This window comes from Brevibacillus sp. MER 51 (assembly GCF_023714195.1).
Classification (GTDB): domain Bacteria; phylum Bacillota; class Bacilli; order Brevibacillales; family Brevibacillaceae; genus Brevibacillus.
On the sequence record NZ_JAMAUS010000011.1, the window covers coordinates 75,695 to 89,069 of the forward strand.

Here is a 13,375-nt window from a genome sequence, read left to right on the forward strand (position 1 = left end):
TCATCCGTCTGCTATATAGGAGAATTTTTCTAATCATTCATACACCAAATTCGAAGTAGTCAGACGAACTGGAGATGATCTCATGAGTCCTATGGTTTTTTTCAAAAAGGCTGTCCCCGCGAACGCAGAGCAACTCACACAAATTGCTATTCGCTGCTTCGCAGATGACGTCCAAAAGTACGGAGAGGGCCCTGCCGGACATGACCAGCCTGACCAGCATATTTTGTTCATGCAAAAGGCCCATTACTATACGATCTTGCTGGATGACCAGATCGTCGGCGGTTTTTGCCTCATTCCAGTCGATCATGAGCATTTGGAGCTGGGGATCATCTATGTCGATCCTGATAAACAAAATTTGCGTATCGGCACCCAAACCATGCAGTTCATGGAGGCCGCATATCCACACATCAAGAAATGGACGCTCGATACTGGCTATGAAGCGGTACGCAACCAACACTTTTACGAGAAATGCGGTTACAAAAAAGTCGGCGAGACTGAGCCGAACGCAGCGAATGGGTTTTATAAATTCAAGTACGAAAAACGGATACCTAAATAGATAGATGGAAAAGGGAGAATAGCTACTGGCCATTCTCCCCTTTTTCTTTTGTCGCCCTTATTTTCGAATGCCCTTCTTGGTCGCCAATTCCAAGTAGTACGTCGTTTCTGCCTGTGTTTCCTTTGTAAATGCTTCACTTGCCGCATATGCCGGCTCCACTTGGATTTCACTCAGCTTTTGCAAAAAGGCCGGGTCCTTATCCATCTTGGCAATCGCTTCTTCCCATTTGCGGATAACCGACTCTGGCGTTCCTTTGGCAAAAGACACTCCGGTCCACCAGAAAACCGACAAGCCTTGTATGCCTTGCTCTTCCGCAGTCGGGACATCAGGAAGGAACGGACTTCGCGCATCACCGGATACGGCGAGGATTTTGACCTTGCCCGCTTGCAGCATCGGCATGATCTCTCCTACTGTATGTACCGCCAAAATCGCGTGCCCTCCAGCGACTTTCGGGACGGAATCAGAGGCTCCTTTCGTCACGATCATTCTCGTCTTGGCGAAGTCAGCCCCGATCACATCCAGCCATTCGGCTACCCCAAAAGCGGAAAAACCTGCTGGCCCTACAGAAGTCCATGTTAACTGCTCCGGATTCGCACGCACCCACGCGGAAAATTCAGCGAAATCTTTCCAAGGCGCGTCGGCTTTCACAGCAAAAGCAAGCGTCCCTTTGCCAATCCTGGCTGTATAGACTTGATCATCGTTTGTAATCGGCGGTGTTTTCATCCCGGCAGCGAGCATCGTCGTATTGGATACATTGACAGCAAGAGCTGTGTAGCCATCGTTTTTGGCTTGCTTTAAAGCATACTCCGCTCCTACCGCCCCACCACCTCCCGCCTTGTTGACGACGACGATGGGCTGCCCCCATTCCTTGCTCAAATAATCTGCTGCCGCTCTTGCCACGAGATCGACTCCGCCCCCGGCAGAATACGGCACGATATACTCCACCTGCTTCGATGGATAGGCCGACTCGGCTGTACCTTGATTTCCACATGCACTAACGGTTGCCGCCAAAAGCAACGACATCATGACAGCCGCCCATTGTTTATATCCTTTCAATGACTCTTCCTCCCTACGCGACATCTACTCCCCGGTCTCGCTCTTCTTTTAGCCGTTGCTGTGTCCGGCGGTTCAGCATCATGGAGATGATCAAGAGTGCTCCAGCTGCCAGCAAGATGGTCAACGATAGGGGCCGAAACAAAACAATGCTGAGATCACCCGCGCCCATCGCCATCGTTTGAATGAAGGATTCTTCCAGAAGAGGTCCCAGAATGAAGCATAAAACCAGCGGAACAACTGGCCATTTATACTTGGAAAAAACATACCCAAGTCCGCCAAACAGAAACGCTACCCACACATCAAACATGCTGTTCCGCACACTGTATGCCCCAATCGTGCAGAACATCAGGATGATTGGAGCCATGATGCCATATGGTACCCTCGTCAATTTGACCCACACCCATACCATCGGGAGGTTCAGCACGAGAAGCATCGCATTCCCCACGAACATCGAGGCGATGACCGTCCAGACAAAGCTCGCATTTTGTTCAAACAAAACAGGGCCTGGCGTCAATCCGTAGATCATCAAGCCTGCCAACAAAATCGCCAGTGGCGGTGAGGATGGAATTCCGAGCGAAAACAGAGGAATGAAGCCAGCACTGCTGGTCGCATTATTCGCTGCTTCTGGTGCCGCTACCCCTTCGATCGTTCCCTGACCGAACTTTTCGGGATGCTTCGATAGCTTTTTTTCCATATCGTACGCCAAAAACGACGTGATCGCAGCCGAACAGCCCGGCAGCAATCCAAGAAAAAAACCGACAATTCCGCCCCTCAGCATAGGCCCGGCACTTTCCCTCAGGTCTTCCTTTTTCGGGTAGACACTGCCTGGCTTGCCAATCAGAGTAGCTGCGCGTTTTTCATCAATTCCTTTGAGGACTTCTGTAATCGCAAACAACCCGATAATGATGCTAATCATGTCAAAACCGCCTACCAATGCGGGGACGCCGTAATCAAAGCGCGGCATTCCTGAGGATGGTCCCAGCCCAACTAAAGCGAGCGTATAGCCGAATGCCCCCATCAAAAACGATTTGACCAATGATCCTCCTGATAGACTGACCATCAGCGTGAGAGCCAAAATCATCAGCGCAAAATATTCAGGCGGTCCGAATTTTAATGCTTGATCTGCCAGAATCGGAGCGAAAAAGACGAGACCGATTACTCCCAGTACCCCTGCACCAAACGAAGCCAGTGCAGATATCCCCAATGCCGGTCCACCTCTCCCTTTTTTCGCGAGCGGATAGCCGTCCAGACACGTCGGGACTGACGATAGCTCCCCCGGGATATTGAGCAGAATCGCTGTCGTCGAGCCACCGTACATGGCACCGTAATAAATCCCTGCCAGCATGATCATCCCTTGTGTCGGCTCCAGTACGGCTGTCACCGGAAGCAGAATCGCGATGGCAGAGGTGGGACCGAGGCCGGGCAATACACCTACAAAGGTGCCAATAAGAGCGCCGAGTGCTGCCATGAGCAAATGCTCCGGCGTGAGGGCTGAAGCAAAACCAGCCAGTAGTAATTGGAACGTCTCGATGATCAGCACCTCCTTATCCTGCTTGCTCTAAAACCAATCGCCTCCAGGCAGTGTGATATGCAGCGAGTAGATGAACACTACATACAGTCCCCCTGTCAAAAGGACGGAGTACACGATGGACATACGCCACCGATAGCTGCCGATCAGTATAAAAAAGGCAAAAGAGACAAAGAGCGTCGCCATTGTGTAGCCGATCGCGCCGAGCAGCCAGACATACAGCAACAGGAATAAAAAGCAAAGCAACAGGCGCAGCCTTTTTCCAGGAAAAAACGGTCCGGGGTTTGGCGAAGAGGCTTCCTCCGTCACACGGAATGATTGGACCAACAACACACCTCCCAGCAAGAAAAACAATAGGCCGAGAATTGCAGGCAGCGTGTGATCGCCTACGTACAAAGACGTCGAAAATGCCTCCAGACGATAGGCCTCGAACGATATGACCACTCCAAGGAACATACTTAGAAGGGCACCGATAAAATCTGGCTGATTATCCGGGCGTCTCATGTGTATCACCTCAGCAAAAAGCTACCATCAGCCTATGGCACATGCGCCCATTGTGTGCGAAAGCATAAAAAAACTACCATAGCCAGTCCGCACGGGACACAGCATATGGTAGACGTTAGATTTCGATTTGGTTGCTCAGACGAATTATGGCATGGGCGACTTTCGCTTCATACGTCTCATTGCTTTCGAACTCGCTCCATAGCTCTTTGTTATCGTCGTTTGAAACATCCTGGATCATGAGCATTTTCAAAAGCTTCTCGATATTGGCTTGATTGCGGATCAAATGAGGCTCCATCCGCTTAACCACCATCCATAATTTTTGCGAATCGACCATCGTCGTCGTCACCATCTGCATCCGCTACCTCCATACCAATTATAACTATATATAATTAGTTATAATTAATTATAACGAATTACTCAAGTGAAAATGTTGTCTCCCAGCTTCTGTACAGCTTCGGATTTCTTCGTGCATGAAACATTTTGTATGTATAAGAAATGCCCTCCAATTGGAGGGCATTGATTGTATGGTTCAGTATGTTGCTTATGTTTCTACTATCAGAGAAAAAAGATAATTACCAAGGCTCCGGCCAGCCATATTGTATAATCTTGTTGGATTGCTTGGCTGGTTGTTCTACTAAAACTGGCATTGTAATGAAGGCGGTTAACATACACAAAGACAATATCCATTTCTTCATGACCTATACCTCCTGTTTGGATCTATGATTACTTCCATTATACACGTTTACCAATTTATGGAGTATACCAACAGGAAGATTTTTTTTCTGTGACACATAGAATTCAAAAAGAACACTCAGACTCTTATCCGCCTGTTTTATCTCATTGATTGCGCGATAGTAATTCACGCTCTCCACAAGACTATCGATTCCCAAGTCTACTTCGTTTTTTTGAATGTAAAAGATGCCCTTCGTTCGGAAATACTGTCCCATTTGATTGTATTGATTCGGAGTAGTTAAATTTTCTGGCAAGATCGATGCTTCTGCCAAAAATAGTTCACGGATTTTCTCTTCTTCTCCTACCTGGATATAAATCTCCAGCAAATCATTCGCGATCACAATTTTGTCATCCTGTGCTTGTTGCGCAAGACACTCTTGTAATACCGGAATGGCTTTATCAAATTTCCCCGTCTTTCCGTATAGTTTCCCCCGAATATGTCTGGCATGTTTATGTACCTCGGGATAATCGAACATTTCGTATCTCTCCAGATAAAAATGCCCCAATGTATAGTCTTCCAGCTCAAAATAGGAAATGATGATCGCAAGGATCGCTGCTGCTTTTTGCTCACTCTGACTGTGATCGATCTCAAGTCCTTGTTTACACAGATGAATACAATCTGAATAGAATCCAAGACGCAATGCATGGAAGGAAAATTTATAGTAGGTCAAAATTCGCTCATTGATATGCAGATAGGACGTGTAGTGTAATAGCTCCTTGCCTTCTACATAAGTCTGATCTAATTGGCTTAAATTTTCACGTCGAATCATGTAGCGTTGGAAAAGCGATCTTGCCAGATACAAAGGAATTCCATTCTCACGTGAGTAGTCACAGATCACGTCATAAAGAGCCAAGCGCAGCTCTTCATTCCCTTCCGTTCCTGCGGTTTGATACAGATAGTCTAAAGAAAGAAATGTATTGCTTTTGGGACAATTTAGCAGCTGCAAAGCGACTTTGTTGGTAAGAACCACATTCTTCTCTTGCATCACAGCCTCTAATAGAGTCCGAAGTGTCGCTTCGCGCTTAATTTTATGTAAATAGGGTACGATCGCTGTATACAGTGGAATATCTAATTCTTTTGCCAGTTTCATTACATGCTGCATGTTTGGTAAAGTAAAGGCATCGGATTCTATCTTACTAATGGTTCCAGAAGCTACACCTGTTCTTTCTGATAACTCAGTCAGTGTTAAGTTTGCTCTATTTCGATATACTCGTAATATGCCCCCAAAGGTCTTTCCCTCTGAAATCACAGCAAATACACCCTCCTGATGATTCCTTTTTATGGATATGATAGCACATTAAGCCACGAATGATATAATCGATTTGAATCATTTTTAAATAGATTACACTTTTTACTAGAGTGGGGAAGAGATGGAAAACAAACTCTTTAGAGTGGGCAATACTATTATTAGGAATCCATAAGGCAATGATCACTTATTTATTTCCAATTGAGTGGAAAAGATTTGAACCATGAAGTGATCCAGAAAGTTCCATAGCTTCATCAAAATGGAGTTGATAAAGCTTTTATGCAAGCCGAGCAATTGGTTTATTAATGTGACTAAATTATTTTAGGTTGTGCTATAGAGTTGATCATGTCAAACATAATTTTGTTAAAAATGACTGAAACTACACTCATCAATAATTCACCGTCATAACACCCAGTATTCGTATGTGTATAGATCAACAATTAATCATATTATCCGTACATGAAGGTATTTACGAAAAAGCCGCTTAACTAAACAAGCGGCTTTTTGTAGCTATCTACTTCTGTCTTCTTTAATACTATCCGTTCTTTCAATCATTTCATAGAATCACGTTGTTGTTGTCGATGCTCATTTAGAGCATCCATCCAAATCGTAACGAGCTCTGCAAAATGCTTTGTTTCAATGATCGACTCCAATTCTTCGCCAGTGTCTATACCCTTTTCTAGCTGATCCTCAACGTATGAGTTATAAATTCGAGTATAATCCCTCCGTATTTCGGAACTGTATAAATTTCCAGTACCATCTGATACTTCTTCTTCACCAGATACCACTCTTTGTATCCTGTCTAAAATTAAGTTCTTCGAGAGTTCTGATCGAACCTCGACTTCTAAAAATTCTTCTACAATCGATAAATGTTCTGGTAAGCAGATACGTAGTTTATCTGCCTTATCATCGAAAACAATTTCGTAAGGTATCATAGGGCTCCTCCTAGATTACAGTTCATAAATTGGGTAAGCTGTAGTAATCCTTCCATCCTTGTCTAGCCAAAGTTCAATTTTAATGCCAGAGGAATGCCTACCTACCCATTTGTGTATCATTTCCGTTCCATTAGACTTTAAGGCGGGGATTGCGTCAACATACACTTCATAAATAGCGGTCATTACATCATCAGCAGACCAATGTTTTGGAAAGAAGGACGATGTTTGCTCTTTCCTGACATAAGATGTGCCATTAAAAATATCTACTACTGCCTGATAAACACCGTGTGAATCAGGATTAGTTGGGCTTCCGACAATTCTGTTGCTTGCTGAACTTAGCTCATGATGCCACCCTACAGCTTTTCCTTTTTCATTAATTTCTCCTTCAAGGATATGTCTTCTAGCATTTGGGGCAAAGTACTTTTCAATATCATCCCATTCGCAATTACCGATATTATGAACCCAAATTCCTAAGTCAGTCACAAAGTACGTGTTGAAATCCTCAACTGTAAAATTGTATACCTTGACTTTTTCATCATGCTTGACTACATTGATTTTTTCTATTTTTAAGGTATTCCCGTTACTTTGTTTTAACAGATCACCAACCTGTAGATCTACAGCAAGAACCCATTGCCTTCCTTCGACCCAGAACGGATGATTAGCGGTTGTTTCAATGATCTGGTTTCCAACACTCAATTCGTAGATGTATTCTTTTTTGTTTCGATGTAGATGTGTAACTTTCTTGTAAGCAATCTCACCTGTCTTCTCATCTTTTGAAAGAACTTTATCTCCGACTACAATGTCTTCAATATTCTTCTCTCCGTCTTCCGTCAAAACCTTTGTTCCTGCTGTAAAGCAATTGCATTCGAATAGTTCATCCATAGTCTTAGCTGCTTTTTTGACTAGCTTTCCGCCAATCTTTGTTAAACGGAACGCTGGAACGAGTGCGGCACCGGTTTCATATATGACAATATCTCCAGAAAATAGGAACTGGGCATAGAGTCCGTACTTATCTTTTCCGGTTGCTCTTCCGCTGTTAATGTAATGAACTAACTGGTTCGTTAATTCCCCTTGCTCTTTAAGTATCTCTCCTCCTCCAACGTTAACATTGAGTGAAACGTGCGTACTTCTGTTGAGAACTGCTTCAAAGGCAATTACAGACATCAAGAATTCTTCATCATACCTACCCGTAATAGGACCATCGTAGAACATCATAGCCTTTAATTTCTCTTGCGATTTACGGATGGTTTCACTAGATATGCTGCTGTTGTAGTGAGAAATTAGGTACTGAACATCATATTCTTCAGTTGGGATTGTATTGACTACACTTATCGGTAAAGTAATTGGATACTTTGGTGCATCAGAAGCTACGATCTTGATAAAGTAAACGTCGGTGGGAGCCCATTGGCCGGGGTTCACTTTTGTATAGCGGCCATTCCAAGTAAACGTTTGATACGTAGCATCTAGGTTAGTTCTAGTCTCTTCATAAACGACTGTATTCTGCTTTAGAACTTGAATTCTGACACTTGGATGAGGATCAGAAAATCTCCATTGTACTGTTATCGATTTTTCAAAGCCTGGCGTCGTATCTAGGGCGAAATTACTAGAAATTCGTTTTGGATCATGAAAGCCTGCCTGATAGCTGCCACCTATCGGCGTTGATAATGTGGATATGCCCGATTTAGTAAGTAATTTTGGGTCTTTATTCCAAACAACTTTTGCATAGTAGGTACCAGATGTCTCAGTCACAAATAACGTATTTTGCTCATCTGCATGGAATGTTTGGAGCTTATTACCGTGGGAATCTTCCAGGATTAACATGTTATTTGTGACATAAAGGTTCATGTAAGCCATTTCTTCTGCTGTGAGAACGAAGTAATCAACATCATAGCGGGATGATAATTGATCAGTGTATATTTCGTCCCACTCAGCAGGAATGGCTCCTTCTCTTGTGCTATCGGCATCCACAGCTTCAACTGTAATACGAGTATTCAGACTGCCATTGGGTGAGCTTAATTTCAAATAATAAGTCGTACCTGCGCTCACATTATATTCGAGCTTTGAGAAGAGTTCTCCATATGGACCCTCCGGAACGTTATCGTTTTCTGCCAATAATGTTGTGAACGAATCATCAGAATATAATTGAAGGTACGTATCGTTTTCGGGTCCTTCGTTCTTATATGGGCTGGTAAAAAATCGATAGTTCCCAGAAACTGAAGGAGTAAACTTGTAGTACAAGCTCTTACCAGAGTTTGCTGTTACATCTATAGACTCATTTTCTTTCAAAATTTCAATACTTTCAGGGTCTGGGTTAGTAGATGGCGATGTAGAGGGGGGCTGCCATGGTTCTACCCCTTCTATATTGATCGTAACCACATCACCAGGAGCTTTATTCTGATCCGTTATCCGAATAAAATATATCCCCGAAGTCAAAGCAGTATAAGTAAGAGTATCACCCGAAGAAGATACAATTTTTGAACCATTTGGGTCATCTAAAAGAGTTATTGATCCTGTCCAACTGAGTCCTTTTTGCACGATTTTGATAGTTTGATTTGCTTGTGCCTTTACAATGTACCAAATGTCTTTAGATGAGCCAAAAGTATCTGTCTGAGGCGCTGGGAACGATACTGGTGTGGATACGAGCCATTCATACTTATTTTCTCCACCACTTCCGCCAGTTAGCATCTTGATATAGTACGTTCCACTTGTCTCGATCTTTATATCCATACGTGAAGTAGTATCAGATAGGATTTCTTTTTTTGTACTATCATACAAGACCCAGCCTTCAAGCGGTGAAGAGCCTTTTCCCCAAAGATGATAATTGAATCCTTTTTTTAATTCCGTCCGAAAGAAGATACTATCATTACTCGGAGTGGAAAAAGTAGCAATCGTTCCCTTTATCCCATCCAAAGAAACCGAATATGCTTGATTAAGATCAGACCCATCACCAGCTGTGATAGAAAATGTCTTTCCGCTACTTCCTGAAACTACTATAAAATAGGTACTTGTTTCCGTAGGGGTAAAAGTAAGAGTGTCTGAAGAAACCGTTTTTATAGCAGGTTTGTTCGGATCATCGTATAAATACGTACCGCTACCAAAACCACTCAAACCTGGTGTATAAACTCTTAAGGTATGATCCGCTTTTGCTTTCACTTGATACCATATTTTCTTTTCTGGCCCAATCGTATAGCTTTGAGGCGTAGATACCGATAGAGGGATAGATTTGAGAATATAGTATTCGTGCTCCCCAGCATTCTCACCGGTTAACAATTTAATGTAGTATGTTCCACTTGTATCAACCTTGATATCAGTACGTGAAGTAGTACCAGATAAAACCTCTCTTTGTTCGCTATCGTACAAAACCCAGCCTTTAACTAATGGGTCTCCCCAAATGTGATAGTTATATCCCTTTGTCAACTCCGCAGTAAAGTAGATACTATCGTTACCAGGACTTGAGAATTTTCCTATACTCTTTCTATCGTCTTTATCAAAAACGATTGCATATGCTTGCTCAATGCTAGATCCATCACCAGCAGAGATAGTAATTTTTTGTCCACTGTTTCCCTTTATTTTAATATAGTAAGTGCCGGTGGTTTTGGGTGTATACGTTAAGGTATTCTTTGTTGTGTAAGCTAATGATGGTTGATTTGGATCACTGTAAATGTCTTTAGAGGTCCCTCTCCCCTGAAGATCAGGTGTAAATACGCTTAACGTATGATTCTCTTGTAATGTAATAGAATACCAGTTATACCCTGAAGCTCCGATTGTATCTTCGACAGGACCAGGTGTTATTAATGGTTTGATCTCCTCTGGAAGAACGGAATTCAATGCATTCTTTTGTGAGGTAATTTCTACCTCATTCGAGATAAGCATTTCACCAGTTTCAGTCATACCCGTTACTACATAGTATCTAGATTCATCAGAATTTCGATCAATGGAATGATCTACATAGAAGGTTTCCGTTAGTTTTGAAATTAACTCTTCATAACTTTGAGAATTACTGCTGCGCATTTTTACGCTATAACTCGTAATTTTGTCTTCCGTATTCCAACGAAGAACATTCCCGTTCATTGTTGGAGTAACATCAAGATCAATACGTTCTTGAGGATCAGTTACATCAATTTCAATATCTACCGTCTTATCTTCATAATAAACACTGATCAGTGTTGTTCCTTCAGCATGTGCAGTTATCTTGCCATTACTAACACTAATTATCGCTTCATCTTTTACCTTCCAAAGAGCCTCGTTTGTGACGTCTTTCATTGTGCCATCTGGATTTTGAAGCTCAGCGGTTACTTGTTTTTCACCACCTACATCTAAAGCTACGTTATGAAGAGAAGGAATTAATGTAGGTTCATCCTGGTGTATCTGTACAGCAGTTACATTTGATAAAGTTGGTGATCCGTCGGTGCCAACCCCAATAATTCTATACTCATAAGTGGTTCCCTTTTGTAATGAGGTATCCTTATACTTTGTTGCCCATAATTCATCCGTTATTTGTTCAAAGTCTTCATTACCAACTCGACGCTGTACGATATACTTTGAGTTTTCTGACCATTCACTCCAAGTCAACTGGATTTCTTCGTCTTCTTGTTGCGCACTAAGGTGAATAGATTCATCGGTACCAACCGATACTTCCAGTTGGATTTCTTTTTGATTGTAAAAGCCGCTGATCCTCGTTTTCCCTGCATTCATTGCTTCTATCTTTTCGTTGGTTATCGAAACAATACCCTCATCTTCGACTTTCCATTTTAACTTGGTGCTTACATCTCTAGTCGTACCATCTGTAAACCTTGCAATTATTTCTACTGATTTGGATTCACCGACTTGAAGGTCAAGGCTAGAAGAATCAGTTTCTAATGTAAAGTCATTCTGTCCTTTTTTCATTTTGATTTTTACTGGCTTTGAAACAACGGTATTTCCATTAGATAAGTGGGCTTCAACCATATAGTAATAGGTTGTACCAGATTTGACTGTATCATCAGAAAAAGTGTTCTTCTTCAAATCAGCCGCAAGAACTTCGTACTTTCTCTTATTTTCTCCTCGCTTCACTGTATAACTAGAAGCATCCATATCTCCCCAACTTAAAATGGCGCTTCCTTCATTTTCACTTGCCTTAATCTCTAGATTCTCTAGGTTAGGTGATACTTGAACTGGAATTTTTAATTCTTGTTCTCCATACTGAACAGTTACCAAAGTTGAACCAATAGCTGTTGCAGTAAACTTTCCATTTTTAATAGATACAATATCTTTCTTTTTGGGGTTCCAAGAGACCTCTTGAGTAACATCACCACTGTTGCCATAGGAGTCACTAAATATACGAACGTTTATCGATTCCCCGACTCGTAATTCCACTTTTTCATGAGATGCGAATAATGATTTTACTTTTTGATCAACCTTCTCTTCTTCAGAACTTGGGATATTCACATCTTGTAAACTGGACGCAGACACTTTTTGCACCGCATTTGGAAGATAGCTTGTTGGGACTGAAACTGTTAATAATAGAACGAAAGCTAAAAATATTCTTAGGTACTTCTTCAAAAAAACGCCTCCATTATCCCTGTTTTTGACATAACACATAAATTTTAGGTTATGTATCCATGTTTTTACATGGGTCTTTTTTCTGGTTTTTTACAGATTGATTGCATGGTACTAAGAAAAAATGAAAGGCTATCCCTTGGTCATAATAAAGCCACTTTCATTCATACAAATAAAAAGCTGTTGCCCAGCCCATGCTTACGAAAAGCATAGCCCAACAACAGCTTCACCTATCCTCCGACTACTCCATCGTCAAAACAACCCGACCATTGATTTGACCTTTTTCCAAACGCTCCAACACTTCGTTAATCTGATCAAGCGGCTGGGTCTCGATGATCGCGCGAACCTTGCCGCGTGCCGCAAAATCAAGTGCTTCTTGCATATCCTTGCGCGTCCCCACGATGGAGCCTTTTACCGTCACACCATTCAACACCGTATCAAAAATCGGGATGGGCAGCTCTGCATTCGGCAAGCCAACAACGACGAGAGAGCCGCCGCGTCGAACGGATTTGTAGGCTTGTTCAAACGCCTTCTTGGTAACTGCCACGCTGATCGCACCGTGGACACCGCCCACCTGCTCTTGAATGGCTTGTACCGGATCAACCTCACTGCCGTTTACTGTCACATCTGCCCCTAGTTCTTTGGCCAAGTCCAGTTTTTCCTTGTGAATATCGACCGCTACGACGTTGTAGCCCATCGCCTTGGCATATTGGAGGGCCACATGACCCAAGCCGCCGATGCCGTAGATCGCCACCCATTCACCTGGCTTCACGTTTGCTACCTTCAATGCTTTGTACGTGGTTACCCCAGCGCACAGGATTGGCGCTGCTTCCACATCGCCCAGCTCGTCAGGAATGCGTGCCACGTAAGCAGCAGGCGCTACGCAATATTCGGCATAAGCACCGTCGGCGGAATAGCCCCCGTTTAACTGCTGCAAGCACAGTGTCTCCCACCCTGTCAGGCAGTAGTCGCATTCGCCGCAAGCGGAGAAGAGCCACGGAATGCCTACCCGATCACCAATTTTTAGCGAGGTAACGCCTTCCCCGAGCTTTTCGACAACACCTACGCCCTCATGTCCTGGAATCAAAGGCAGCTTTGGCTTCACAGGCCAATCCCCATGTGCCGCATGCAGGTCTGTATGGCAGACACCACACGTCTTGATTTTTACCAGAACCTCACCATGTCCGACCTCTGGAATGGCGACTTCCTTTACTTCCAGCTGTTGATGGAACTCGTTGACTACTGCTGCTTTCATCTTGACCTTCCTCCTCTTTTTTCC

At 43.2% G+C, this 13,375-nt stretch carries 10 protein-coding genes; 1 reads left to right on the plus strand and 9 read right to left on the minus strand.

Annotation, left to right across the window (positions count from 1 at the left end):
* Window positions 1-82: 82 nt before the first annotated feature.
* On the plus strand, window positions 83-556 hold the full coding sequence (locus M3630_RS21880; RefSeq protein WP_221867964.1) for a GNAT family N-acetyltransferase: 474 nt from the start codon (window positions 83-85) through the stop codon (window positions 554-556).
* Between the two features lie 57 nt (window positions 557-613).
* On the opposite strand, the gene M3630_RS21885 is transcribed toward M3630_RS21880, so the two are convergent.
* The 9 genes from M3630_RS21885 to adhP form a co-directional block, all read right to left on the minus strand.
* Window positions 614-1,636 carry a tripartite tricarboxylate transporter substrate binding protein gene (locus M3630_RS21885; protein WP_251253505.1) on the minus strand — a complete coding sequence of 341 codons (1,023 nt, stop codon included), beginning with the start codon at window positions 1,634-1,636 and terminating at the stop codon, window positions 614-616.
* Entirely contained in the window at window positions 1,626-3,152 is a 1,527-nt protein-coding gene (locus M3630_RS21890) for a tripartite tricarboxylate transporter permease (protein ID WP_251253506.1), read from the minus strand. Before M3630_RS21890 ends, M3630_RS21885 begins: the two co-directional genes overlap by 11 nt.
* Window positions 3,153-3,170: 18 nt before the next feature.
* A complete protein-coding gene (locus M3630_RS21895) occupies window positions 3,171-3,644 on the minus strand; it encodes a tripartite tricarboxylate transporter TctB family protein (RefSeq protein ID WP_251253507.1) in 474 nt (157 codons plus the stop codon).
* A gap of 115 nt (window positions 3,645-3,759) precedes the next feature.
* On the minus strand, window positions 3,760-3,999 hold the full coding sequence (locus M3630_RS21900) for an HD domain-containing protein (protein WP_251253508.1): 240 nt from the start codon (window positions 3,997-3,999) through the stop codon (window positions 3,760-3,762).
* A gap of 217 nt (window positions 4,000-4,216) precedes the next feature.
* Window positions 4,217-4,339 (minus strand): hypothetical protein, encoded by a 123-nt coding sequence (locus tag M3630_RS30995; RefSeq protein WP_285861753.1) that lies wholly within the window; start codon window positions 4,337-4,339, stop codon window positions 4,217-4,219.
* A gap of 3 nt (window positions 4,340-4,342) precedes the next feature.
* The gene (locus tag M3630_RS21905) at window positions 4,343-5,626 is read right to left on the minus strand and encodes a helix-turn-helix domain-containing protein (protein WP_251253509.1); all 1,284 of its coding nucleotides are present in this window, start codon (window positions 5,624-5,626) and stop codon (window positions 4,343-4,345) included.
* 548 nt (window positions 5,627-6,174) lie between these two features.
* Window positions 6,175-6,558 carry a hypothetical protein gene (locus M3630_RS21910; protein ID WP_251253510.1) on the minus strand — a complete coding sequence of 128 codons (384 nt, stop codon included), beginning with the start codon at window positions 6,556-6,558 and terminating at the stop codon, window positions 6,175-6,177.
* 15 nt (window positions 6,559-6,573) lie between these two features.
* Entirely contained in the window at window positions 6,574-12,099 is a 5,526-nt protein-coding gene (locus tag M3630_RS21915) for a polymorphic toxin-type HINT domain-containing protein (protein WP_251253511.1), read from the minus strand.
* 238 nt (window positions 12,100-12,337) lie between these two features.
* On the minus strand, window positions 12,338-13,351 hold the full coding sequence (gene adhP, locus M3630_RS21920) for an alcohol dehydrogenase AdhP (protein ID WP_251253512.1): 1,014 nt from the start codon (window positions 13,349-13,351) through the stop codon (window positions 12,338-12,340).
* Window positions 13,352-13,375: the final 24 nt, after the last annotated feature.